Origin of the sequence: Pseudomonas brassicacearum, from assembly GCF_918698105.1 — a bacterium.
Lineage (GTDB): Bacteria > Pseudomonadota > Gammaproteobacteria > Pseudomonadales > Pseudomonadaceae > Aquipseudomonas > Aquipseudomonas brassicacearum_F.
The window spans coordinates 52,370-76,222 of the sequence record NZ_CAKKMI010000009.1 but is presented as its reverse complement, the minus strand read 5'-3'; the positions used below and the strand labels follow the sequence as shown (position 1 = coordinate 76,222).

At 60.0% G+C, this 23,853-nt stretch carries 20 protein-coding genes and 1 pseudogene; 16 read left to right on the top strand and 5 right to left on the bottom strand.

The genetic code is table 11. The annotated features are described in order from the left end of the window. The first annotated feature begins 52 nt into the window (after positions 1 to 52). The 3 genes from aat (at position 53) to infA (ending at position 1,839) form a co-directional block, all read left to right on the top strand. Positions 53 to 733: a leucyl/phenylalanyl-tRNA--protein transferase gene (aat, locus tag LQ215_RS05955; protein WP_230147926.1), complete on the top strand. Its 681-nt coding sequence runs from the start codon at positions 53 to 55 to the stop codon at positions 731 to 733. Positions 734 to 790: 57 nt separating this feature from the next. Continuing rightward, positions 791 to 1,498 carry an arginyltransferase gene (locus LQ215_RS05950; protein ID WP_230147925.1) on the top strand — a complete coding sequence of 236 codons (708 nt, stop codon included), beginning with the start codon at positions 791 to 793 and terminating at the stop codon, positions 1,496 to 1,498. A 122-nt stretch (positions 1,499 to 1,620) separates the two neighbouring features. Further along, positions 1,621 to 1,839, top strand: a complete 219-nt coding sequence (gene infA / locus LQ215_RS05945; RefSeq protein WP_002553999.1) for a translation initiation factor IF-1 — start codon at positions 1,621 to 1,623, stop codon at positions 1,837 to 1,839. A 340-nt stretch (positions 1,840 to 2,179) separates the two neighbouring features. On the opposite strand, the gene clpA is transcribed toward infA, so the two are convergent. Both clpA and clpS read right to left on the bottom strand, forming a co-directional pair. After that, complete coding sequence (gene clpA / locus LQ215_RS05940; protein WP_230147923.1) at positions 2,180 to 4,450, bottom strand: ATP-dependent Clp protease ATP-binding subunit ClpA; 2,271 nt, start codon at positions 4,448 to 4,450, stop codon at positions 2,180 to 2,182. A gap of 29 nt (positions 4,451 to 4,479) precedes the next feature. Further along, positions 4,480 to 4,842, bottom strand: coding sequence for an ATP-dependent Clp protease adapter ClpS (gene clpS / locus LQ215_RS05935; protein WP_003180089.1), 363 nt, complete (start codon positions 4,840 to 4,842; stop codon positions 4,480 to 4,482). A gap of 226 nt (positions 4,843 to 5,068) precedes the next feature. Here clpS and LQ215_RS05930 point away from each other — a divergent pair, with 226 nt between their 5' ends. After that, entirely contained in the window at positions 5,069 to 5,341 is a 273-nt protein-coding gene (locus LQ215_RS05930) for a cold shock domain-containing protein (protein WP_290369093.1), read from the top strand. 77 nt (positions 5,342 to 5,418) lie between these two features. Here the strand turns inward: LQ215_RS05930 and icd are convergent, their stop codons facing one another. Continuing rightward, positions 5,419 to 6,675, bottom strand: a complete 1,257-nt coding sequence (gene icd / locus LQ215_RS05925) for an NADP-dependent isocitrate dehydrogenase (RefSeq protein WP_230147921.1) — start codon at positions 6,673 to 6,675, stop codon at positions 5,419 to 5,421. 482 nt (positions 6,676 to 7,157) lie between these two features. On the opposite strand from icd, the gene LQ215_RS05920 reads away from it, so the two are divergent. The 9 genes from LQ215_RS05920 to aceA all read left to right on the top strand — a co-directional run bounded on the left by LQ215_RS05920 (position 7,158) and on the right by aceA (position 18,181). Beyond that, complete coding sequence (locus LQ215_RS05920; RefSeq protein WP_230147915.1) at positions 7,158 to 9,383, top strand: NADP-dependent isocitrate dehydrogenase; 2,226 nt, start codon at positions 7,158 to 7,160, stop codon at positions 9,381 to 9,383. Between the two features lie 635 nt (positions 9,384 to 10,018). Further along, positions 10,019 to 10,465 (top strand): NUDIX hydrolase, encoded by a 447-nt coding sequence (locus tag LQ215_RS05915; RefSeq protein ID WP_230147908.1) that lies wholly within the window; start codon positions 10,019 to 10,021, stop codon positions 10,463 to 10,465. A 59-nt stretch (positions 10,466 to 10,524) separates the two neighbouring features. Beyond that, a complete protein-coding gene (gene mnmA / locus LQ215_RS05910) occupies positions 10,525 to 11,649 on the top strand; it encodes a tRNA 2-thiouridine(34) synthase MnmA (RefSeq protein ID WP_230147906.1) in 1,125 nt (374 codons plus the stop codon). Continuing rightward, on the top strand, positions 11,646 to 12,269 hold the full coding sequence (gene hflD, locus LQ215_RS05905; protein ID WP_230147904.1) for a high frequency lysogenization protein HflD: 624 nt from the start codon (positions 11,646 to 11,648) through the stop codon (positions 12,267 to 12,269). Before mnmA ends, hflD begins: the two co-directional genes overlap by 4 nt. A 125-nt stretch (positions 12,270 to 12,394) precedes the next feature. Next, positions 12,395 to 13,765 (top strand): adenylosuccinate lyase, encoded by a 1,371-nt coding sequence (gene purB / locus LQ215_RS05900; RefSeq protein WP_230147898.1) that lies wholly within the window; start codon positions 12,395 to 12,397, stop codon positions 13,763 to 13,765. Positions 13,766 to 13,849: 84 nt separating this feature from the next. Beyond that, positions 13,850 to 15,016 carry a cupin domain-containing protein gene (locus LQ215_RS05895; RefSeq protein WP_230147896.1) on the top strand — a complete coding sequence of 389 codons (1,167 nt, stop codon included), beginning with the start codon at positions 13,850 to 13,852 and terminating at the stop codon, positions 15,014 to 15,016. Then, positions 15,009 to 15,434 (top strand): GNAT family N-acetyltransferase, encoded by a 426-nt coding sequence (locus LQ215_RS05890; RefSeq protein WP_018609216.1) that lies wholly within the window; start codon positions 15,009 to 15,011, stop codon positions 15,432 to 15,434. Before LQ215_RS05895 ends, LQ215_RS05890 begins: the two co-directional genes overlap by 8 nt. Before the next feature lie 204 nt (positions 15,435 to 15,638). Then, positions 15,639 to 16,400 carry a secretin N-terminal domain-containing protein gene (locus LQ215_RS05885; protein WP_230147888.1) on the top strand — a complete coding sequence of 254 codons (762 nt, stop codon included), beginning with the start codon at positions 15,639 to 15,641 and terminating at the stop codon, positions 16,398 to 16,400. 455 nt (positions 16,401 to 16,855) lie between these two features. After that, positions 16,856 to 18,181 carry an isocitrate lyase gene (gene aceA, locus LQ215_RS05880; protein WP_003203364.1) on the top strand — a complete coding sequence of 442 codons (1,326 nt, stop codon included), beginning with the start codon at positions 16,856 to 16,858 and terminating at the stop codon, positions 18,179 to 18,181. 112 nt (positions 18,182 to 18,293) lie between these two features. Here aceA and LQ215_RS29710 read toward each other — a convergent pair whose 3' ends face one another. Then, a complete protein-coding gene (locus tag LQ215_RS29710) occupies positions 18,294 to 18,998 on the bottom strand; it encodes a methyl-accepting chemotaxis protein (RefSeq protein WP_436839559.1) in 705 nt (234 codons plus the stop codon). Positions 18,999 to 19,199: 201 nt separating this feature from the next. Continuing rightward, positions 19,200 to 20,081, bottom strand: a pseudogene (locus LQ215_RS29705) (methyl-accepting chemotaxis protein); the annotation flags it as partial. An 814-nt stretch (positions 20,082 to 20,895) separates the two neighbouring features. Between LQ215_RS29705 and LQ215_RS05870 the strand changes: the two are divergent. The 3 genes from LQ215_RS05870 (at position 20,896) to nuoC (ending at position 23,851) form a co-directional block, all read left to right on the top strand. After that, on the top strand, positions 20,896 to 21,309 hold the full coding sequence (locus tag LQ215_RS05870) for an NADH-quinone oxidoreductase subunit A (RefSeq protein ID WP_030141323.1): 414 nt from the start codon (positions 20,896 to 20,898) through the stop codon (positions 21,307 to 21,309). A gap of 10 nt (positions 21,310 to 21,319) precedes the next feature. After that, positions 21,320 to 21,994, top strand: coding sequence for a NuoB/complex I 20 kDa subunit family protein (locus tag LQ215_RS05865; RefSeq protein WP_013693708.1), 675 nt, complete (start codon positions 21,320 to 21,322; stop codon positions 21,992 to 21,994). Positions 21,995 to 22,066: 72 nt separating this feature from the next. Next, positions 22,067 to 23,851: an NADH-quinone oxidoreductase subunit C/D gene (nuoC, locus tag LQ215_RS05860; protein ID WP_057450016.1), complete on the top strand. Its 1,785-nt coding sequence runs from the start codon at positions 22,067 to 22,069 to the stop codon at positions 23,849 to 23,851. Positions 23,852 to 23,853: the final 2 nt, after the last annotated feature.

Sequence of the window (23,853 nt, the reverse complement as noted above, 5' to 3'; positions counted from 1 at the left end):
TGGGCGAGGCCCGCCACCTGCCGCCCTCCCCTTCTACTTAAGCCGGATCTCCATGCTGACCTGGTTACAACGCGACACCTTCGAGTTCCCGCCACTGGCAAAAGCCATGCGCGACCCCAACGGGTTATTGGCCGCTGGGGGCGATCTGTCCGCCGACAGGCTGGTCCAGGCCTATCGCCACGGATGCTTCCCATGGTTTTCCGAGGGGCAGCCGATTCTCTGGTGGTCGCCGGACCCGCGCACGGTGCTGTTTCCCGACGAACTGCACATATCCCGCAGCTTGGGCAAACTGCTGCGCAAGCAGCGCTATGAAGTGACGTTCGACCGGGATTTTGCCGCGGTCATCCAGGCCTGCGCCGCGCCGCGGGACTATGCCGAAGGCACTTGGATCACCGACGCCATGCAGACCGCTTATCTGGAACTGCACCGCCGCGGTTTCGCCCATTCGGTGGAAGTATGGGACCAAGGGACGTTGGTGGGCGGCTTGTACGGCTTGGCCATGGGCCAGCTGTTTTTTGGCGAGTCCATGTTCAGCCGGGCCGACAATGCGTCGAAATTTGGCTTTGCGAAGCTGGTCCAACACCTCAAGGCTGCCGGTTTCGTGCTGATCGACTGCCAGATGCCCACCGAGCATCTGCACAGCCTGGGCGCCCGCTCGATTCCACGGACTGAGTTTGCTGGCTATCTCAAGGCCCATCTGGATCAACCCAACCATGCGACCTGGGTTTGCTGAGCGACATTTGCGCTGTTGGCTTACACTTAAATTTAAAAGCTTATCCGAGGGTTGATCATGACCGAGTTGGCGCGCTTGAAGTTCTATGCCACTCAGCCCCACTCTTGCAGCTATCTGCCGGAGGAGCAGGCCACGACGCTGTTCCTCGACCCTAGCCAGCCCATGGATGTGCATGTCTACGCAGACCTGTCGGAAATGGGCTTTCGTCGTAGTGGCGATCACCTCTACCGGCCCCATTGCCAGCATTGCAACGCCTGCGTCCCAGCGCGCATCCCTGTGGCGCAATTTTTGCCTAATCGTCAGCAGAAGCGCATTTTCAAGCGCAACGCCGACCTTCAGGTCCGCCCAGCCAAGCCGCAGTTCACCGAAGAATATTTCGACCTGTACCAGCGCTACATCGAACAACGCCATGCCGATGGCGACATGTACCCGCCCAGTCGGGATCAGTTCTCGACCTTCCTGGTGCGTGACCTGCCGTTTTCTCGCTTCTACGAGTTCCGCCTCGAAGGGCGACTGATGGCCATTGCCGTCACAGACTTGCTGCCCAACGGGCTTTCGGCGGTGTACACCTTCTATGAGCCGGACGAGGAACGGCGCAGCCTGGGGCGGTTTGCCATCCTCTGGCAAATCAACGAAGCCCGGCGCCTGGGACTGGAAGCGGTGTACCTGGGCTACTGGATCAAGAACTGCAAGAAAATGAACTACAAGACCCAATATCGCCCCATTGAACTGCTGATTAACCAGCGGTGGGTTGTCCTGAGTTAGAACCTTCGGCTTATAAAGCTAGAACCCCTTGGCTTGACCCCCCTTTTTCGGGCACAATGCACGCCGCTTTTGCCTGGCGCAGTTGCACCGGGCCATTCACTGGATACCGAGGGCTTTACTGCATGTCGAAAGAAGACAGCTTCGAAATGGAAGGCACTGTCGTCGACACCCTGCCCAACACCATGTTTCGTGTGGAGTTGGAAAATGGGCACGTCGTAACCGCGCATATCTCCGGCAAGATGCGCAAGAACTACATTCGTATTCTTACCGGTGACAAAGTGCGCGTCGAGCTGACGCCCTATGACTTGAGCAAAGGGCGCATCACTTACCGCGCTCGCTAACAAGTCAATACAAAACGCCCGGCTGATGCCGGGCGTTTTTGTTTGTGGGAGCCAAGCTTGCTCGCGATAGCGGTGGGTCAGCTTGCATAAGTGCCAAATGGGCCGCCGCTTTCGCGAGCAAGCTTGGTTCCCACAGGGAATTGGCGGTGAGACTCAATCTTGCGCCTTGCCCAAGACAACTGTGGGAGCGAGCTTGCTCGCGAAAGCGGCGGGTCAGCTTGCATGAATGTTGAATGTGCCACCGCCATCGCGAGCAAGCTCGCTCCCACAAGGGATTGGTGTGGGGCTGGGATAGCAAAAAGGCGCCTTTCGGCGCCTTTTGCTTTGTTGCGACTAACGGTCAGGCCATTTCGGCCGTGGTTTCGAAGTCGAAGGTCAGTTCGCCGTCCTTGATGTCGATGTGCACCACACCGCCATGTTCGGCCAGTTCGCCAAAGAGGATCTCCTCGGCCAGCGGACGCTTGATCTTGTCCTGGATCAAGCGAGCCATCGGCCGCGCGCCCATCGTCACGTCGTAACCACCTTCGGCCAGCCAACTGCGAGCCGCATCGGTAACTTCCAGCAACACACGCTTGTCTTCGAGCTGCGCCTGAAGTTCGGTAAGGAACTTGTCCACCACGCTCTTGATGACTTCATGACTGAGGCGACCAAACTGGATAATGGTGTCCAGGCGGTTGCGGAATTCAGGCGTGAAGCTCTTCTTGATCACTTCCATCGCATCGGACGAGTGGTCCTGATGGGTGAAACCGATCGAAGCACGAGCCGCGGTTTCGGCACCGGCGTTCGTGGTCATGATGATGATCACGTTGCGGAAGTCCGCCTTGCGCCCGTTGTTATCGGTGAGCGTACCGTGGTCCATGACCTGCAGAAGCAGGTTGAAGACTTCCGGATGCGCCTTCTCGATTTCGTCGAGCAACAATACGCAGTGTGGCTGCTTGGTGATGGCTTCGGTCAGCAGGCCGCCCTGGTCGAAACCGACATAGCCCGGAGGCGCACCGATCAGACGCGATACGGTGTGGCGCTCCATGTACTCGGACATGTCGAAGCGAACCAGCTCGATACCCATTGCCTTGGCCAGTTGCCGCGCGGCCTCGGTCTTGCCGACACCGGTGGGACCTGCGAACAGGAACGAACCCACTGGCTTGTCCGGCGACTTGAGACCGGCGCGGGACAGCTTGATGGCGGTCGACAGCGAGTCGATGGCCGCATCCTGGCCGAACACCGTCAGCTTCAGGTCACGCTCCAGGTTACGCAGCAGCTCCTTGTCGGAACTGGTGACGTGTTTCGGCGGAATCCGCGCGATTTTCGCCACGATGTCCTCGACCTGAGGCACTTCGATGCGCTTGACGCGTTTCTCCACCGGTTGCAGGCGCTGGTAGGCACCCGCCTCGTCGATGACGTCGATGGCCTTGTCCGGCATGTGCCGATCGTTGATGTAGCGCGAGGCCAGCTCAGCCGCCGCGCGCAGGGCTTCATCGCTGTACTCGATGTTGTGGTGCAGCTCGAAACGCCCTTTCAGGCCGCGCAGGATGCTAATGGTGTCTTCCACCGAAGGCTCCGACACATCGACCTTCTGGAAACGCCGGGCCAGGGCACGGTCTTTCTCGAAGATCCCGCGGAATTCCTGGAACGTGGTCGAACCGATGCAACGGATATCACCCGACGACAGCAACGGCTTGAGCAGGTTCGACGCATCCATGACCCCGCCCGACGCCGCCCCGGCACCGATAATGGTGTGGATTTCGTCGATGAACAGGATCGCTTGCGGACGTTTTTTCAACTCGCCGAGCAACGCCTTGAAGCGTTTCTCGAAATCGCCGCGGTACTTGGTACCGGCCAGCAAGGCGCCCAGGTCGAGGGAATACACCACGCTGTTGGCCAGCAGGTCCGGCACCTGGTTGTCGACGATACGCTTGGCCAGGCCTTCGGCGATTGCGGTCTTGCCCACGCCCGCCTCGCCCACCAGCAACGGGTTGTTCTTGCGACGCCGAGCCAGGATCTGGGCAACACGCTCGACTTCCGCCTCGCGCCCAACCAGTGGGTCAATGCGCCCCTGGCGTGCCAGTTCGTTCAGGTTGCTGGCATAGGCATCCAATGGGTTGCCTGAAGAAGAAGACTCACCGCCCTCGTCGTCCTGCATATCCTGCTCACCCTCGGAATGATCGCCATGCCCCGGCACCTTGGAGATGCCATGGGCGATGTAGTTGACGACATCGATACGCGCAACGCTCTGCTGCTTGAGCAGGAACACCGCCTGGCTTTCCTGCTCGCTGAAGATGGCAACCAGCACGTTGGCGCCGGTGACTTCACGCTTGCCCGAGCTCTGTACATGGAAGACAGCACGCTGCAGGACACGCTGGAAGCCCAGGGTTGGCTGGGTTTCGCGATCCTCGTCATGAACGGGGATCAGTGGCGTGGTGGAGTCGATGAACTCCTGCAGATCATGCTTGAGTTTATCGAGGTTCGCGCCGCAGGCACGCAAAACGGTGGCGGCAGCCTCGTTATCCAATAGGGCCAGCAGCAGGTGTTCGACGGTCATGAATTCATGACGCTTCGAACGAGCCTCCTTGAAGGCAAGATTGAGGGTGACTTCGAGCTCGCGGTTTAACATAGCTTCACCTCATACCCAAGTGGTCGGCGTTAACCGTCCTTCTCGATTTCACAGAGTAGCGGATGCTGGCTTTCCCGGGCGTACTGGTTGACCTGCATGGCCTTCGTCTCGGCGATGTCGCGGGTAAACACTCCACATACTGCCCGTCCCTCTGTATGGACGGCCAGCATGACCTTGGTCGCCAGCTCGCGATTCAGGTTAAAAAACACCTCGAGCACTTCGACGACGAAATCCATCGGTGTGTAGTCATCGTTGAACAAAACCACCTTGTACATCGGTGGCGCCTGTAATGCAGGCTTTGCCTCCTGAACAGCAATGCCTGCGGAATCGTCGTCGTGTAGATCCGGGCGATCCTGATTGAATGTTAGTCGAATCTGGCTGACTGCATGCATGGAAAGAAAGGTTCGTTTAGTTGGCGAATACAGTGATGGGGGCGCTTGTGGGCGATTTCAACCACGACCACCCGGCCACCTTGACTATCGGCAAAACGGTGTTACAACCAATAGAGCCCATCGTGGGTTAAAAAGGTCCGTGGAATCTATCCTTACTTCAAGATTAGCCTGCGGATGGACTGGATGATACTCCAGTGATGGAGTGCGTTGCAGAGGGAAATGGGTTATGTCGGTCGTCAAGATGAATGGCAAGGTGAAATGGTTCAACAACGCCAAGGGCTATGGTTTCATTATCGCGGCCGGCAGGGATGATGAAGACCTTTTCGCCCATTACTCGGCCATCAACATGGAAGGCTATAAAACCCTGAAGGCCGGACAACCTGTGACGTTCGACGTCATCCAGGGCCCCAAGGGCTTGCACGCGGTCAACATCAGGGCCGTCACCGTCGAAGAAACGCCCGCCCCTCCTGTCCAGGCCAGGATCACCGAGACCCATTGACAGGCCGCCGCACCGGACAAATGAAAATGCCCGGCTCGATCACTCGAGCCGGGCATTCGCGCTGAGCGCCGATCCGCTTACATGTGCGAGATCAGGGCATCACCGAAGCCCGAGGACGACACCAGCTTGGCGCCCTCCATCAGGCGTTCGAAGTCATAGGTCACGGTCTTGGCCGAAATCGCGCCGTTGGTGCCCTTGATGATCAGGTCGGCCGCTTCGGTCCAACCCATGTGACGCAGCATCATTTCCGCCGACAGGATCAGCGAGCCCGGGTTGACCTGGTCCTTGCCGGCATACTTGGGCGCGGTACCGTGGGTGGCTTCGAACATCGCCACGGTGTCGGACAGGTTGGCGCCCGGCGCAATACCGATACCGCCCACTTCCGCCGCCAGGGCGTCGGACAGGTAGTCACCGTTCAGGTTCAGGGTAGCGATCACGTCATATTCGGCCGGACGCAGCAGGATCTGCTGCAACATCGCATCGGCGATGGCGTCCTTGACGATGACATTCTTGCCGGTCCTGGGGTTCTTGAACTGCATCCACGGGCCGCCGTCGAGCAGGGTCGCACCGAACTCCTCGGCCGCCACTTCGTAGGCCCATTCCTTGAAGGCACCTTCGGTGAACTTCATGATGTTGCCTTTATGCACGATGGTCAGCGAATCGCGGTCGTTGTCGACCACATATTGCAGGGCCTTGCGAGCCAGGCGCTGGGTGCCTTGCTTGGAAACCGGCTTGATACCGATGCCGCAGTCCTCGTCGAAACGGATCTTGGTCACACCCATTTCTTCTTTCAGGAACTTGATGACCTTGGTGGCTTCAGCCGAACCGGCCTTCCACTCGATGCCAGCGTAGATGTCCTCGGAGTTCTCGCGAAAGATGGTCATGTCCACTTCGCCAGGCTTCTTGACCGGGCTTGGCACGCCTTCGAACCAGCGCACCGGACGCAGGCACACGTACAGGTCGAGTTGCTGGCGCAGGGCCACGTTCAGCGAACGGATACCACCGCCCACCGGCGTGGTCAGCGGGCCCTTGATGGACACCACGTAATCCTTGACCGCATCCAGGGTTTCCTGGGGCAGCCAGGTGTCCTGGTCGTAGACCTGAGTCGCTTTCTCACCGGCGTAGACTTCCATCCAGGAAATCTTGCGCTTGCCGCCATAGGCCTTCTGAACCGCAGCGTCCACAACCTTGATCATGACCGGACTGATATCGACGCCAATGCCGTCGCCTTCGATGAAGGGGATGATCGGGTTGTCGGGAACATTAAGAGAATGGTCTGCATTGACGGTGATTTTGTCACCGACGGCTGGAACCTGAATCTTTTGATACCCCATGCTGAACTCCGTTGCTTGGATTGAACATCTGGCTGCGTTCGAGCGTACCCCACTTGAATCGGCGCGCAAACCCTACGTTAGGCTCATCCGGGGTAAAGCGTTGCAGTTCGCGATGTACAATCCTGAAAACCAAGGGAAAAGCGCCAAACATGAGCATAGCCTGCTCCTTCGGTACTGCGACGTTTAGACCAATGGACGTGTACGGAAGTCTATGAACCATCGGCAGATTGCCAGCTACCTATGTATAATGCCGCCGCTGACCACAGGGTCACGCTGGCTGAGCGCTCTATCACACGACTTTCCGCCAGTTTTAAAGCCGGACCGTTACCGCGGCCCAACCGCTTGACGCTCGACTGATGCACCCAACATCACCGCGAAGAAACCTCGACATTCGGTTCACGGAAGACTTTGAACGAACGCGCTTACCCGGCGCCCCTCGAGTTTCTGCGCATGCTTTAGCAAAGAAGAGAGTTAATCCGAATATGCCCACCCGCTCGAAGATCATCTATACCTTCACCGACGAAGCGCCCGCCCTCGCCACCTACTCGCTGCTGCCGATCGTCGAAGCCTTCACCGCTTCGGCCGATATCGCCGTGGAAACCCGCGATATCTCCCTCGCAGGGCGCATCCTGGCCAGCTTCCCCGAGCAACTGGGTGACAAAGCCGTAGCCGACCACCTCGCCGAACTGGGCGACCTGGCCGTTACGCCTGAAGCCAACATCATCAAGCTGCCGAACATCAGCGCCTCGGTGCCGCAACTGCAGGCCGCGATCAAGGAATTGCAGGCCCAGGGCTACGCACTGCCGGACTACCCGGAAACCGTGACCAGCGACGCCGAAAAAGACGCTCGTGCCCGCTACGACAAGATCAAGGGCAGCGCCGTGAACCCGGTCCTGCGCGAAGGCAACTCCGACCGTCGCGCGCCGCTGTCGGTCAAGAATTACGCCCGCAAGCACCCGCACAAGATGGGCGCCTGGGCAGCCGACTCCAAGTCCCACGTGGCCCACATGAGCAGCGGCGATTTCTACGGCAGCGAAAAAGCCGCCCTGATCGACGCCGCCGGCAGCGTGAAAATCGAGCTGATCGCCCAGGACGGCACTGCCACTGTCCTGAAGGAAAAAACCACCGTACAAGCCGGTGAGATCCTCGACTGCGCCGTGATGAGCAAAAACGCCCTGCGCGACTTCATCGCCGCTGAAATCGAAGACGCCAAGCAAAAAGGCGTCCTGCTGTCGGTTCACCTCAAGGCCACCATGATGAAGGTCTCCGACCCGATCATGTTCGGCCAGATCGTTGCCGAGTTCTATAAAGACGCCCTGGCCAAGCACGCCCAAGTGCTGGAGCAGATCGGCTTCAACCTGAACAACGGCATCGGCGACCTGTACGCCCGCATCAAGGCCCTGCCGGCCGAGCAGCAGGCGCAGATCGAAGCCGACATCCAGGCGGTCTACGCAGCGCGCCCATCCCTGGCGATGGTCAACTCCGACAAAGGCATCACCAACCTGCACGTGCCGAGCGACGTCATCGTCGACGCCTCGATGCCGGCCATGATCCGTGACTCCGGCAAGATGTGGGGCACCGACGGCCAGCTGCACGACACCAAGGCCGTGATCCCGGATCGCTGCTACGCCACCATCTACCAGGCGGTGATCGAAGACTGCAAGCAACACGGCGCCTTCGACCCAACCACCATGGGCAGCGTGCCGAACGTTGGCCTGATGGCCAAGAAAGCCGAAGAGTACGGCTCCCACGACAAGACCTTCCAGATCAAGGTCGACGGCGTGGTGCGTGTTTCGGACAGCAACGGTCGCACCCTGCTGGAGCAGCGCGTCGAAGCTGGCGACATCTTCCGCATGTGCCAGACCAAGGACGCGCCGATCCAGGACTGGGTCAAACTGGCCGTCAACCGCGCCCGCGCCAGCAGCACCCCAGCAATCTTCTGGCTGGACCCGATGCGCGCCCATGACGGCGTCGTGATCGAGAAAGTCCAGGCTTACCTGAAGGACTACGACACTGCTGGCCTGGACATCCGCATCATGTCGCCGGTCGACGCGATGAAGTTCACCTTGGCCCGCACCCGCGAAGGCAAGGACACCATCTCGGTGACCGGCAACGTACTGCGTGACTACCTGACCGACCTGTTCCCGATCATGGAACTGGGCACCAGCGCCAAGATGCTGTCGATCGTGCCGCTGATGAATGGCGGTGGCCTGTTCGAAACCGGCGCCGGCGGTTCGGCACCCAAGCACGTGCAGCAACTGCTGGAAGAGAACTTCCTGCGCTGGGATTCCCTGGGCGAGTTCCTGGCCCTGGCCGCCTCCCTGGAACATCTGGGCGTGACCTACAACAACCCGAAAGCCCTGGTGCTGGCCAAGACCCTGGACCAGGCTACCGGTGAGTTCCTGGACCGCAACAAGTCGCCTTCGCGCAAAGTCGGCGGCATCGACAACCGCGGCAGCCACTTCTACCTGACCCTGTTCTGGGCCCAGGCACTGGCCGCCCAGGACGACGACACAGCCCTCAAGGCCCAGTTCGCTTCCCTGGCCAAGACATTGACCGACAACGAAGAAAAAATCGTTGCCGAACTCAATGCCGTGCAAGGTAAGCCCGTGGACATCGGCGGCTACTACTTCGCCAACCCGCAGCTGACCAGCAAGGCCATGCGCCCGAGCAACACCTTCAACGCGGCGATTGCTGCGCTGGTGTAAGGTTGTAAGGAAGCACCACGAACCCCGGCCTAGTGCCGGGGTTTGTGTTTCTGGCATTTAGAACCCACCCCTGTGGGCTTGCTCGCGATTGCAATTCATCATTCAATTCAAATGTTGACTGACCCACCGCTATCGCGAGCAAGCTCGCTCCCACAATAAGATCGGGGTACGGTCGGAGAAATAGGCCGGCTGTCAGGCCGCCTCGCGAGCAAGCTTTGCTCCCACAGGTCCTGCTCAAACAGATCTGACGGGTGTACGACCGGGAGAGCCAGGTCGGCTGTTAGGCCGCCTCGCGGTGGATGTTGATCTCAGGCGCCCCGTTAACCACGATGGCCGAACGCAGGCATTGCGCAGTGGGCAACCCGGCATGGATGCCGGGTTAGCCGCGCTGGGCCATGGATGGCCCTTCGCGGCGGCCCACGGAGCAATGCCGGAGTGAGGGCATGCCGAGCCTAAGCGAGGCACCGAGTGGTGGGGCAGAAGCGCTTTGGTTACTTTCGCGCTTTTCGAAAGTGACCCGCTGTAAGAGCGGAACCATAGGCAGCCGTGACCGCAGCAACGGATATGTACTCAATCAACAAAACCCCAGCCAGCTGCAAACCCCCACATCCCAACCTGATAAATAGAAGAGCCTTATGAACTGGCAACCCCACATCACCGTCGCCACCATCGTCGAAGACAACGGCCGCTTCCTGATGGTAGAAGAATCCAAGGCCGGACGCGCAGTACTCAACCAGCCCGCCGGCCACCTGGACCCGAACGAAACCCTGATCGAAGCCGCCGTACGCGAAACCCTCGAAGAAACCGGCTGGGACGTCGAGCCCACCAGCGTGATAGGCATCTACCTGTACACCGCCCCGAGCAACGGCGTGACCTACCAGCGCGTCTGCTTCGCCGCCAAGCCCCTGAAACACCGCCCCGAGTATCAACTGGACGACGGCATCCTCGGCGCCAAATGGCTGACCCGCGACGAACTGCTCGAACAACGCGAGCACTGGCGCAGCGAGCTGATCATCCGCTGCATTGACGATTATCTGGCCGGCCACAGCCACAGCCTGTCACTGATCCGCCCTTCTCTTTAGCCTTGCGCGCCCGGGCCTGATAGAATCGCGTCCTTTTTCAAGACACTCATTGAACTCCTATGCGTGATCCAGCCTCTTCGAACACACCTAAGCAACGCGTCATAGTCGGCATGTCCGGCGGCGTGGACTCTTCCGTTTCCGCCCTTCTGCTGATCGAGCAGGGTTATGAGGTGGAAGGCCTGTTCATGAAGAACTGGGAAGAAGACGACGGCACCGAATACTGCACCGCCATGGACGACCTGGCGGACGCACAGGCCGTGTGCGACAAGATCGGCATCAAGCTGCACACCGCCAACTTCGCCGCCGAGTACTGGGACAACGTGTTCGAGCACTTCCTGGCCGAATACAAGGCCGGCCGCACGCCGAACCCGGACATTCTCTGCAACCGCGAAATCAAGTTCAAGGCGTTCCTCGACTACGCCATGATGCTCGGCGCCGACCTGATCGCCACCGGCCACTACGTGCGCCGCCGCGACATCGACGGCCGCACCGAACTGCTCAAGGGCCTGGACCCGAACAAGGACCAGAGCTACTTCCTGCATGCCGTCGGCGGCGAGCAGATCGCCAAGACCCTGTTCCCCGTAGGCGAACTGGAAAAGCCCGAAGTGCGCGCGATCGCCGAAAAACACCAGCTCGCCACCGCCAAGAAGAAAGACTCCACCGGGATCTGCTTTATCGGTGAGCGCCGTTTCAGCGACTTCCTCAAGCAATACCTGCCGGCCCAGCCGGGCGAGATCAAGACGACCGAAGGCGACGTCATCGGCCGCCACCATGGCCTGATGTACCACACCATCGGCCAGCGCCAGGGCCTGGGCATCGGCGGGCTGAAAGACGCCGGGGAAGAGCCGTGGTACGTGCTGGTCAAGGACCTGGAGCACAACGAGCTGATCGTCGGCCAGGGCAACGACCATCCCTGGTTGTTTTCCCGCGCCCTGCTCGCCTCCGACATCTATTGGGTCAACCCGATCGACCTCAGCGAACCACGCCGCCTGACGGCCAAGGTTCGCTACCGCCAGAGCGACCAGCCCTGCACCCTGGAAAAAACCGCCACGGGCTACCGTGCAACCTTCGATGACCCGCAGCGGGCGGTCACCCCCGGCCAGTCCGTGGTGTTCTATGACGGCGAAATCTGCCTGGGCGGCGGCGTGATCGAAGTCGCAGAGCCCTGGAGCAGCAAGGCATGAGCCCCATCCAGGAACAACTGACGGCATTGGGCGGCGTGTTTCTCGCCGCCGTGCTGGTGGACAGGATCGCCAAGACCGGCCAAGCCACCGAAGCGGGCGTGGCTTGCATGCTCGGCAGCCTGCTGGTTCGCGACCCCAAGGACACCCTGGAGGTCTACGGCGGTGACGACCTGAACCTGCGCGAAGGCTATCGTGCGCTGGTCGGCGCCCTGGAGCGCGACCCCAGCGCCCTGCAACGCGAACCGCTGCGCTATGCCCTGTCGATGCTGGGCCTTGAGCGCCAGTTGGCCAAGCGCGACGACCTGCTGGAAACCATCGGCAAACGCTTGCCGCAGATCCAGTCCCAGGTCGAGCACTTTGGCCCGTCCCACGAAAACGTCGTCGCCGCCTGCGGCGCGCTGTACCAAGACACCCTGAGCACCTTGCGCCAGCGTATCCAGGTGCATGGCGACATGCGCAACCTGCAGCAACCGAGCAATGCCTCGAAGATCCGCGCCCTGTTGCTGGCCGGGATTCGTTCGGCACGGCTGTGGCGGCAGCTGGGCGGCCATCGCTGGCAACTGGTGATCAGCCGACGCAAATTGCTTAAAGAGCTTTACCCGTTGATGCGCAACGAATAAGTCGCCTCAACCCGTTTTTTGTAGTTCGTTACGCGTAACACGCCGGTCAGTTGGCGACGGACCGGCGCTTGTTTTCATGTATGATACGCGCCCCATTTCGTTGCCCGACTGTCCGAGAACACCCCATGCAGCTCTCTTCGCTCACTGCGGTTTCCCCTGTTGACGGCCGCTACGCCGGCAAAACCCAGGCCCTGCGCCCGATTTTCAGCGAGTACGGCCTGATCCGTGCCCGCGTCCTGGTTGAAGTGCGCTGGCTCCAGCGCCTGGCCGCCCACCCTGCCATCAGCGAAGTGCCGGCGTTTTCCGCCGAAGCCAACGCGGTGCTGAACACCCTGGCAGAGAATTTTGTGCTGGAGCACGCCGAGCGCGTCAAAGAGATCGAGCGCACCACCAACCACGACGTCAAGGCCATCGAATACCTGCTCAAGGAGCAGGCGGCCAAGCTGCCGGAACTGGCCAATGTCAGCGAGTTCATCCACTTCGCCTGCACCAGCGAGGACATCAACAACCTGTCCCACGCCCTGATGCTGCGCGAAGGCCGTGACGAGGTGATGCTGCCACTGATGCGCCAGACCGCCCAGGCCATCCGCGAGCTGGCGATCCGCTTCGCCGACGTGCCGATGCTGTCGCGAACCCACGGCCAGCCGGCTTCGCCGACCACCCTGGGCAAGGAACTGGCGAACGTGGTCTACCGCCTGGAGCGCCAGATCGCCCAGGTGGCCGCCGTGCCGCTGCTGGGCAAGATCAACGGCGCCGTGGGCAACTACAACGCCCACCTGTCGGCCTACCCGGACATCGACTGGGAAGCCAACGCCCGCGCATTCATCGAAGACGAGCTGGGCCTGAGCTTCAACCCCTACACCACCCAGATCGAACCGCACGACTACATCGCCGAGCTGTTCGACGCGATCGCGCGCTTCAACACCATCCTGATCGACTTCGACCGTGACATCTGGGGCTACATTTCCCTGGGTTACTTCAAGCAGCGCACCATCGCCGGCGAAATCGGCTCCTCGACCATGCCGCACAAGGTCAACCCGATCGACTTCGAAAACTCCGAAGGCAACCTGGGCATCGCCAACGCGCTGTTCCAGCACCTGGCGAGCAAACTGCCGATCTCCCGCTGGCAGCGCGACCTGACCGACTCCACCGTGCTGCGCAACCTGGGCGTGGGTTTTGCCCACAGCGTCATTGCCTACGAAGCCAGCCTCAAGGGCATCAGCAAGCTGGAACTGAACGAGCAGAAGATCGCCGCCGACCTGGACGCCTGCTGGGAAGTCCTGGCCGAGCCGATCCAGACCGTGATGCGTCGCTACAACATCGAAAACCCGTATGAAAAGCTGAAAGAGCTGACCCGTGGCAAGGGCATCAGCCCTGAAGCGTTGCAGACTTTCATCGATGGCCTGGACATGCCTGCCTCGGCCCGCGCTGAGCTGAAAAAGCTCACGCCGGCCAGTTACATCGGCAACGCGGCGGCACAAGCCAAGCGCATCTGATACATCGCTTTACCTTTGAGACGCCCGGCCGCGCCGGGCGTTTTTATTCGCGTCTGAAAAGTATATTTTTTCAATAGGTTACACATGAATCCTGATATTCCTCTGCAACTCCTGGGCGGCATCACGGCACGGGAGTTCCTGCGCGACTACTGGCAGAAAAAGCCCCTGCTGATCCGTCAGGCGATTCCTGACTTCCAGAACCCGATCGATGCCGACGAACTGGCCGGCCTGGCCTTGGAAGAAGAAGTCGAATCGCGCCTGGTGATCGAGCACGGCGAGCGACCTTGGGAATTGCGTCGCGGCCCGTTCGCCGAAGACGAATTCAGCAAGCTGCCGGAGCGCGAGTGGACCCTGCTGGTTCAGGCAGTCGATCAATTCGTACCGGAAGTCAGCGAGCTGCTGGAGAACTTCCGTTTCCTGCCGAGCTGGCGCATCGACGATGTGATGATCAGCTTCGCTGCACCCGGTGGCAGCGTGGGTCCGCATTTCGATAACTACGACGTGTTCCTGCTGCAGGGCCACGGCCAGCGCAACTGGAAAATCGGCCAGATGTGCGACTCCGAAAGCCCGCTGCTGCAGCACGCCGACCTGCGCATCCTTGCTGAATTCGAAGCCACCGACGAGTGGATCCTGGAACCGGGCGACATGCTCTACCTGCCGCCGCGGCTGGCGCACTGCGGCGTGGCCGTGGACGACTGCATGACCTACTCGGTGGGTTTCCGTGCGCCGAGCGCCGCTGAAGTCCTGACCCACTTCACCGACTTCCTCAGCCAGTTCCTGCCGGACGAAGAACGCTACACTGACGCCGACGCACGTCCTGTATCCGATCCGCACCAGATCCAACAAGATGCCCTCGACCGCCTCAAGGGCTTGTTGGCCGAGCACATGAGCGACGAGCGCCTGCTGCTGACCTGGTTCGGCCAGTTCATGACCGAGCCGCGCTACCCGGAACTGGTGGTGGGCCCGGAACTGGAAGAAGACGACCTGTTGGCCAGCCTGGAACAAGGCGCCGTGATCATTCGCAACCCGAGTGCGCGCCTGGCCTGGTCGGAAGTCGATGACGACCTGCTGCTGTTCGCCAGCGGCCAGAGCCGTTACCTGCCGGGCAAGCTGCGCGAGCTGCTGAAAATGATCTGCGCCGCCGACGCCCTGCACATCGAGAACCTCGGTCCGTGGTTGGCCGACGAAGACGGTCGCGGCCTGGTCTGCGAGCTGGTCAAGCAAGGCAGCCTGGGGTTCGCTGATGAATAAAATTCACGTTCGTGTCGCAGACTGGCAAAAGGATAACGCCGAGATCCGGCGCATTCGTGAGACCGTGTTCATTGCCGAGCAGTCCGTTCCACCTGAGCTGGAATGGGATGCTGACGACCAGAGCGCGGTGCATTTTCTGGCGTTTGAAGGCGACTTTCCCATCGGCACCGCCCGCCTGTTGACCGACGGCCATATCGGCCGTGTCTCGGTCCTCAAGGACTGGCGTGGCCTGAAGGTGGGCGATGCGCTGATGCACGCCGTGATCGCCGAAGCCGAGAAACGCGGGCTCCAGCAACAGATGCTCAGCGCCCAGGTGCACGCCACGCCGTTCTATGAGCGGCTGGGGTTTGCGGTGGTCAGCGAGGAGTTCCTGGAAGCCGGGATTCCGCATGTGGACATGGTCCGTCACTCGGCCTGAAACCCGCTGGAGCAGCACCACAATACCCTGTGGCGAGGGAGCTTGCTCCCTCGCCACAAAAGCAGCATGCAAACGCATTATCATCACCACAAAACGCCCCGCCATCCACCGATGCCGGGGCGTTTTGCCGTCTAACATTCAACTTGCGCCACCCCAGGCCGACAAACTGGCAATATCAAGCCTTTGTCTCGCGGAGAAATGGACATGTCCTTACGCACCCTGCTCACCACCCTGCTGCTAGGCTGCAGCCTGTCGGTGATGGCCGATACGCAAATCGTGCCACTGAACTACCGCACCAGCGCCGACCTGCTGCCGGTGGCACAGAACTTCATCGGCAAGGACGGCCAGGTCAGCGCCTATGGCAACCAACTGATTGTCAACGCCGAGCCGGGCAAGATCGAAGAACTCCGGCAATTGCTGGCCCAGTTGGACACTGCGCCCAAGCGCCTGCTGATCACGGTCGACACCAACGAAAACAACCTGCAGGGCGACCAGGGTTACTCGATCAACGGCGCCGCACCCAGCCAGACCCGCATCATCAACCGCAGCACCGCCAGCCGTGACGGCGGCGTGCAGCAGGTGCAAGCCAGCGAAGGCCAGCCGGCGCTGATCCAGGTCGGTCAGAGCGTGCCCTTCACCAGCAGCCAGACCGACAACTACGGCCGCCTGCAAAGCCAGACCGAATACCGCAACGTCACCCAGGGTTTTTATGTCACGGCGAGCGTCACCGGCGAGACCGTTCATCTCAGCATCAGCACCAACCGTGACCGCATGAGCCAGGAACGTCCCGATGTAGTGAACGTTCAGAGTACCGACACTACCGTCAGCGGCCGCCTGGGCGAATGGATCACCCTGGCCGGCGTCAATCGCCAGACTCAAGCCGACAAGCAGGGCCTGACCCGCAGCTACTCTACCCAGGGCCGCGACGACATGATTCTGCGGGTCAAGGTCGACACCCTGAACTGAAGCACCAAAAACCGACTGATGAGTCGTATTAGACCAAAGATGTAGTGCTATAAAAAAAGCACTACAAAACGTTTGACGAGGCAAAAAACCGAAGGCATGATGGCCTCGCTCCCGCTAATCAGGGGCCCTGGCAAGGGCCTTCGGGTCGACGCTTGCAACTACCCTGCGAGCCGATTCGTGTCTGTACCGCCCACAAGGTGTGTTTGACGAGGTTGCGACTGGAACGAAGTTGTCCCGAGGGACGGAAGCGTAACTAGGTAACCCGGCATCACTCTGAGTTCGTATGGAGGCCCACGACGCCCGAATGCGCCCGCAGTTCGCCCCTACCTGCTCACTTTCCCCTCGAGCCCATCGTTCATCCCGTCGCCGCCCCGCCTGAACCGACTTGTACGCCAACCCCTGATCGGCAGGAGCAGGAATTTTCCACCAAGACCTATGCGACGAGGTTTATCTCCATGGCACTGACACGCGAACAGCAAATTGCAGCCCTTGAAAAAGATTGGGCTGAAAACCCGCGCTGGAAAGGCGTGAAGCGCAATTATTCCGCTGCTGACGTCGTCCGTCTGCGTGGCTCGGTTCAACCTGAGCACACCCTGGCGAAAATGGGCGCCGACAAGCTCTGGAACCTGGTCACCCAGGGCGCCAAGCCAGCCTTCCGTCCCGAGAAAGATTTCGTCAACTGCATGGGCGCCCTGACCGGCGGCCAGGCTGTGCAGCAAGTCAAGGCCGGCATCCAGGCGATCTACCTGTCGGGCTGGCAAGTGGCCGCGGACAACAACTCCGCCGAGTCGATGTACCCCGACCAGTCGCTGTACCCGGTGGATTCGGTTCCAACCGTGGTCAAGCGCATCAACAACTCGTTCCGTCGTGCCGACCAGATCCAGTGGAAAGCCGGCAAGAACCCGGGCGACGAAGGCTACATCGACTACTTCGCGCCGATCGTGGCTGACGCTGAAGCCGGTTTCGGCGGCGTCCTGAACGCCTACGAGCTGATGAAGAGCATGATCGAGGCTGGCGCCGCCGGCGTTCACTTCGAAGACCAACTGGCTTCGGTGAAAAAATGCGGCCACATGGGCGGCAAGGTACTGGTTCCTACCCAGGAAGCCGTGCAGAAGCTGACCGCTGCCCGCCTGGCCGCCGACGTTGCCGGTGTACCGACCATCATCCTGGCCCGTACCGACGCCAACGCCGCTGACCTGCTGACCTCCGACTGCGACCCGTACGACCAGCCGTTCGTCACCGGTACCCGCACCCAGGAAGGCTTCTACAAGGTGCGCGCCGGTCTCGACCAAGCCATCGCCCGTGGCCTGGCCTACGCGCCGTACGCCGACCTGATCTGGTGCGAAACCGCCAAGCCGGACCTGGACGAGGCTCGTCGCTTCGCCGAAGCGATCAAGAAGGAATACCCAGACCAGATCCTGTCGTACAACTGCTCGCCTTCCTTCAACTGGAAGAAAAACCTGGACGACGCGACCATCGCCAAGTTCCAGCGCGAACTGTCCGCCATGGGCTACAAGCACCAGTTCATCACCCTGGCCGGCATTCACAACATGTGGCACAGCATGTTCAACCTGGCGCACGACTACGCCCGCAACGACATGACCGCCTACGTGAAGCTGCAAGAGCAAGAGTTCGCCGACGCCGCCAAGGGCTACACCTTCGTGGCTCACCAGCAGGAAGTGGGCACCGGCTACTTCGACGACATGACCACCGTGATCCAGGGCGGCACTTCGTCGGTGACCGCACTGACCGGTTCCACCGAAGAAGAACAGTTCCACTGATCCACGCCGTAAACGGCCCTTGCGGACCGAGTAAAAGCTAACCGCAAAGCCGATGATCTGAAGCCCCGACTGGTTCGGGGCTTTTTTTTGCCGGTTTTTCCAGCTCCGTTTTTCACACCTTGAAGTGACTGACCAACTGCTGCAACTGGTTACCCAGGCGCGCCAGTTCGATGCTGGAGGCTGCGGTTTCTTCGCTGGCCGAGGCGGTCTGTTCGGATACATCGCGCACGCTCAGGATACTGCGGCTGATTTCCTCGGCCACCGAGCTTTGTTGCACCGCGGCGGCGGCAATCTGTTGGTTCATGGCCTGAATGCCGGAAACCGCCTGGGTGATGTTGCCCAGGGAGGTGCCGGCTTTACCTGCCAATTCCACGCTGCTGTCGGTCAGTTCGCGGCTGTTTCGCATGATGCTCGATACCTGGCGCGTGCCGTTCTGCAAGCCCGCCACCAGGCTTTCAATCTCTTCGGTGGAATGCTGGGTACGCTGGGCCAACCCTCGCACTTCATCGGCGACCACGGCAAAACCACGCCCGGCATCACCCGCGCGAGCGGCCTCGATGGCGGCGTTAAGGGCCAGCAAGTTGGTCTGCTCAGCCACCGCCCTGATCACGTCCATGATTTTGCCGATGCGTCCGCTTTCCTGTTCCAGCTCGTTCATGGCTTCGACTGAGCGCCCGACCTCACCGGCCAAGCGCTCAATCTGAACGATGGCTTGCGCAACCACTTGATCACCCATACGGGCTTGCGCATCGGCCTCTGATGCGGCTGCCCGAGCTTGTTCGGCATTACGCGCGACCTCATGCACGGTGACCGACATTTCGTGCATGGCGGTAGCTACCTGATCGGTCTCGGTCTTCTGGCTATTGACCCCGGCACTGGTCTGCTCGGTGACAGCCGATAGCTCTTCGGCGGCACTGGCGATTTGGGTGACGCCGTCGCGGATGCCACCGATCAGATCGCGCAAGGTGATGCCCATGCGCTGAATGCCCTGTTGCAAGGCACCCAACTCATCACGGCGGGTCACTGTTACGTGTTGCGTAAGGTCGCCCGCTGCAATTCGATCGACCACAGCCAATGTTTCCCGCAACGGCCGTGTAATCTGGCGGGTGATGATCAAGGCGGCAAAAATCCCCAACAACATCGCCAAGGCAGTACAACTCAGTTGCAGGATGCGAGCCTGGGCGCTGTCTTCGTCCCGGGAGACCAACTGGCTGGCATACATTTCGTCAGACAGGCGAGTGATGGTTTCACCCAAATCGACAGTGTCCTGCACGGCCTTGCCAATGGCCTGATTGCTGGCAGTGAAGTCCTGCACCGAACGGCGGTAAGCAATCACCGCAGTTTCCAGTTGCTTGATGGTGTCGGCATAGGTCGGGCCGAAGGCGCTGTTGAGGGCCTCGATGCTCTTGAGCGCATTTTCCAACTGGCGGGCGGCGGCTTGTTCGGTGGCGCTGTTGGGGTTGCCGGTATAGCCGCGCACTTCATAACGCACCAGCGCCAAGTCCTCCTTGGCCTTGAGGATGATCCTATACAGGTCAAAGCGGCGTTCATCCGAGGCGGGCATTGCCTCTACATCACTGATGACCTTGGCAATCAGCGCGGCGCCTTTGACCGCATTGACGCCCATCTCCTTGCGCATCGCTGCGTCGTTGCGATAAGCCTCGCGCATCGTATTCAGCGCCACTTGATACTGCGTGCTGGCCTGCTCGATCAGCGCTAGTTTTTTCTGGTTTTCAGCTTTTCTCAACTCGTTTGCGAGGCTTTTTTGCTGGGCGACAAACTGGTCCAGCGACGCCTGGATCAATGCCCCCTTTTGTTCGTCCCCCCTGTCCAACTGGTATTGCAAACGAGCCCTGCGCAGGTGATCAAGACGGTTGCCGAGCTCAGTAATGCTGGACATGCGATCAGTACGCTCGATCATTTTTCCCAGGCTGAACCAGCCGGTCGCGGCGAGGATGGCGGTCAGCAGCAGCACAACGGCAAAGCCCAAAGCCAGCTTGAGCATAACGCTCATATTCGCGATCCAAGAGTTCATGACATTCCTTATGGTAATCAGCCACGAACAATGAAAACGGACGTAGCTATCTAAGAAGGGGCGCTAGCCTAATCAAATATTGGTATAGATGATTAGATGAATGAACCGCAAAGATAGCCATTTGCCATCATTTCTTCAAGGGAAGTCGACGATGTATAGATTGGGCGGGAGGCTAGCGAGCAAAAATCGGCACGAGACCGCCTGAAGCATCAACGTGGCGTGCCCATGCAGCACCACCCTCACCGAGCCCTCACAAAACTTCGGGGCGCACGGGTAGAAAAATTGATCGAACGCAGTATTGGGCAGTCTGAAAAGGAGTAAAACGTTCGGCGCTGACAATTGCAGTAGCGGCGATGTAAGACAGTCTCTTGGGCACAACACTAAGTGCACCGTAGAAAGGTCGCCACAGATAATAATAATTATCATTTGGAAGCCATTATCATTGTTACATTCCGCACGAAATATTATTGCTGAACAAACGGTCAACGCCCGCCCGGCCTGGGCCGCGGGGTCATGGAGGCGCGCTATGTCCTTATTCCAATAAATAATTTCGCTATAGGAATTTTACTTGCCCGGTGTTTAGCCATAAAATCACCGCGATTGATTGCTGCGACATATCGTCACTGCGTTATTTCTTTTCAAGCTCAGAGACCTTTGCTCTCTGTTAAGGATTTCCAGCATGCCCGAAGCGACAGGACTCATGGCCCACAACTGGGGCTTTGCCATTTTCCTTCTGGGTGTTGTCGGCCTGTGTGCCTTCATGCTCGGGGTATCGAGCCTGCTCGGGTCAAAAGCCTGGGGCCGCAGCAAAAACGAACCGTTCGAGTCCGGCATGCTACCTACCGGTGGCGCCCGCTTGCGGCTCTCAGCCAAATTCTATCTGGTCGCGATGCTCTTCGTGATCTTCGATATCGAAGCCCTCTTTCTCTTTGCATGGTCTGTGTCCGTCCGCGAAAGCGGCTGGACCGGATTCGTCGAAGCTCTCGTTTTCATAGCAATTCTGTTGGCAGGTCTTGTCTACCTTTACCGAGTGGGGGCGCTTGATTGGGCTCCGGAAGCTCGGCGCAAGCGGCAAGCGAAGCTGAAACAATGAGGCTTTGGCAATGCAATACAATCTCACCAGGATCGACCCCGATGCTCCTAACGAGCAGTATCCGATTGGCGAACGGGAAACCGTCGCCGATCCGTTAGAAGATCAAGTCCACAAAAACATCTTCATGGGCAAGCTCGAAGACGTGCTGAACAGCACGGTCAACTGGGGTCGCAAGAACTCCCTGTGGCCGTACAACTTCGGCCTTTCGTGCTGCTACGTGGAAATGACCACCGCCTTCACGGCGCCCCACGACATCGCGCGCTTTGGCGCCGAGGTGATCCGGGCATCGCCACGCCAGGCGGATTTCATGGTTATCGCCGGTACCTGCTTCATCAAGATGGCGCCGATCATCCAGCGTCTCTACGAGCAAATGCTCGAGCCCAAGTGGGTCATCTCCATGGGTTCGTGCGCCAACTCCGGTGGCATGTACGACATCTACTCCGTCGTTCAAGGGGTGGACAAGTTCCTGCCCGTGGACGTCTACGTGCCCGGCTGCCCGCCTCGCCCTGAAGCTTTCCTGCAAGGCCTGATGCTGTTGCAGGAGTCGATTGGCCAGGAGCGTCGCCCACTGTCCTGGGTCGTTGGCGATCAAGGCGTCTATCGCGCCGACATGCCATCGCAAAAGGAACAGCGCCGCGAACAGCGTATCGCAGTCACCAACCTGCGCAGCCCCGACGAAGTCTGATCCAGCTCTGCTCTGCATAAGAAACGAGAACCTGGCTTCATTCTTTACGTTGACCGAAAGCGATAAATAACCATGACTACAGGCAGTGCTCTGTACATCCCGCCTTACAAGGCAGACGACCAGGATGTGGTCGTCGAACTGAACAACCGTTTTGGCCCCGAGGCGTTCACCGCCCAGCCGACCCGCACCGGCATGCCGGTGCTGTGGGTTGCCCGCGCCAAACTCGTCGAAGTCCTGACTTTCCTGCGCAACCTGCCCAAGCCGTACGTCATGCTCTATGACCTGCACGGCGTGGACGAGCGCCTGCGCACCAAGCGTCAAGGGCTGCCCGACGGCGTCGACTTCACCGTGTTCTATCACCTGATGTCGATCGAGCGTAATAGTGACGTAATGATCAAGGTCGCCTTGTCCGAGAGCGACCTTAGCGTGCCGACCGTGACCGGCATCTGGCCGAACGCCAACTGGTACGAGCGTGAAGTGTGGGACATGTACGGGATCGACTTCCCCGGCCACCCGCACCTGACCCGCATCATGATGCCGCCGACCTGGGAAGGTCACCCGCTGCGCAAGGACTTCCCGGCCCGTGCCACCGAGTTCGACCCGTTCAGCCTGTCCCTGGCCAAGCAACAGCTCGAGGAAGAAGCCGCGCGCTTCAAGCCTGAAGACTGGGGCATGAAGCGTTCGGGCGCCAACGAGGACTACATGTTCCTCAACCTCGGCCCGAACCACCCTTCGGCCCACGGTGCATTCCGCATCATCCTGCAGTTGGACGGCGAAGAGATCGTCGACTGCGTGCCTGACATCGGCTACCACCACCGTGGTGCCGAGAAAATGGCCGAGCGCCAGTCCTGGCACAGCTTCATCCCGTACACCGACCGCATCGACTACCTCGGCGGCGTGATGAACAACCTGCCGTACGTGCTTTCGGTCGAGAAACTGGCCGGGATCAAGGTACCGGAGAAGGTCGACGTCATCCGCATCATGATGGCCGAGTTCTTCCGTATCACCAGCCACTTGCTGTTCCTGGGGACCTATATCCAGGACGTGGGGGCCATGACCCCGGTGTTCTTCACCTTCACCGACCGCCAGAAGGCCTACACGGTGATCGAAGCCATCACCGGTTTCCGCCTGCACCCGGCCTGGTACCGCATCGGTGGCGTGGCTCACGACCTGCCGCGCGGCTGGGAAAAGCTGGTCAAGGACTTCGTCGAGTGGATGCCCAAGCGCCTGGACGAATACACCAAGGCCGCCCTGCAGAACAGCATCCTCAAGGGTCGGACCATCGGGGTCGCCGCCTACAACACCAAAGAGGCCCTGGAATGGGGCGTCACCGGTGCCGGCCTGCGTTCCACCGGTTGCGACTTCGACCTGCGCAAGGCGCGTCCCTACTCCGGCTACGAAAACTTCGAATTCGAAGTACCGCTGGCGGCCAATGGCGATGCCTACGACCGCTGCATGGTTCGCGTCGAGGAAATGCGCCAGAGCATCAAGATCATCGACCAATGCATGCGCAACATGCCGGAAGGCCCGTACAAGGCGGATCACCCGCTGACCACGCCGCCGCCCAAAGAGCGCACCCTGCAACACATCGAGACCCTGATCACGCACTTCCTGCAGGTTTCGTGGGGCCCGGTCATGCCGGCCAACGAGTCCTTCCAGATGATCGAAGCGACCAAGGGCATCAACAGTTATTACCTGACGAGCGACGGCGGCACCATGAGCTACCGCACCCGGATTCGCACCCCAAGCTACCCGCACCTGCAGCAGATCCCTTCCGTGATCAAAGGCAGCATGGTCGCGGACTTGATCGCGTACCTGGGTAGTATCGATTTCGTTATGGCCGACGTGGACCGCTAAGC

Excerpts from the sequence above, each read along its gene's own strand:
- aceA (WP_003203364.1), top strand. The coding sequence starts at position 16,856 with ATGGCACTGACACGCGAACAGCAAATTGCAGCCCTTGAAAAAGATTGG.
- mnmA (WP_230147906.1), top strand. The coding sequence starts at position 10,525 with ATGCGTGATCCAGCCTCTTCGAACACACCTAAGCAACGCGTCATAGTC.
- LQ215_RS05890 (WP_018609216.1), top strand. The coding sequence starts at position 15,009 with ATGAATAAAATTCACGTTCGTGTCGCAGACTGGCAAAAGGATAACGCC.
- clpS (WP_003180089.1), bottom strand. The coding sequence starts at position 4,842 with ATGCATGCAGTCAGCCAGATTCGACTAACATTCAATCAGGATCGCCCG.
- LQ215_RS05870 (WP_030141323.1), top strand. The coding sequence starts at position 20,896 with ATGCCCGAAGCGACAGGACTCATGGCCCACAACTGGGGCTTTGCCATT.
- clpA (WP_230147923.1), bottom strand. The coding sequence starts at position 4,450 with ATGTTAAACCGCGAGCTCGAAGTCACCCTCAATCTTGCCTTCAAGGAG.
- hflD (WP_230147904.1), top strand. The coding sequence starts at position 11,646 with ATGAGCCCCATCCAGGAACAACTGACGGCATTGGGCGGCGTGTTTCTC.
- LQ215_RS05930 (WP_290369093.1), top strand. The coding sequence starts at position 5,069 with ATGTCGGTCGTCAAGATGAATGGCAAGGTGAAATGGTTCAACAACGCC.
- nuoC (WP_057450016.1), top strand. The coding sequence starts at position 22,067 with ATGACTACAGGCAGTGCTCTGTACATCCCGCCTTACAAGGCAGACGAC.
- LQ215_RS05865 (WP_013693708.1), top strand. The coding sequence starts at position 21,320 with ATGCAATACAATCTCACCAGGATCGACCCCGATGCTCCTAACGAGCAG.
- LQ215_RS05950 (WP_230147925.1), top strand. The coding sequence starts at position 791 with ATGACCGAGTTGGCGCGCTTGAAGTTCTATGCCACTCAGCCCCACTCT.
- icd (WP_230147921.1), bottom strand. The coding sequence starts at position 6,675 with ATGGGGTATCAAAAGATTCAGGTTCCAGCCGTCGGTGACAAAATCACC.
- infA (WP_002553999.1), top strand. The coding sequence starts at position 1,621 with ATGTCGAAAGAAGACAGCTTCGAAATGGAAGGCACTGTCGTCGACACC.
- LQ215_RS05915 (WP_230147908.1), top strand. The coding sequence starts at position 10,019 with ATGAACTGGCAACCCCACATCACCGTCGCCACCATCGTCGAAGACAAC.
- purB (WP_230147898.1), top strand. The coding sequence starts at position 12,395 with ATGCAGCTCTCTTCGCTCACTGCGGTTTCCCCTGTTGACGGCCGCTAC.
- LQ215_RS05885 (WP_230147888.1), top strand. The coding sequence starts at position 15,639 with ATGTCCTTACGCACCCTGCTCACCACCCTGCTGCTAGGCTGCAGCCTG.
- LQ215_RS05920 (WP_230147915.1), top strand. The coding sequence starts at position 7,158 with ATGCCCACCCGCTCGAAGATCATCTATACCTTCACCGACGAAGCGCCC.
- aat (WP_230147926.1), top strand. The coding sequence starts at position 53 with ATGCTGACCTGGTTACAACGCGACACCTTCGAGTTCCCGCCACTGGCA.
- LQ215_RS05895 (WP_230147896.1), top strand. The coding sequence starts at position 13,850 with ATGAATCCTGATATTCCTCTGCAACTCCTGGGCGGCATCACGGCACGG.
- LQ215_RS29710 (WP_436839559.1), bottom strand. The coding sequence starts at position 18,998 with ATGTCGGTCACCGTGCATGAGGTCGCGCGTAATGCCGAACAAGCTCGG.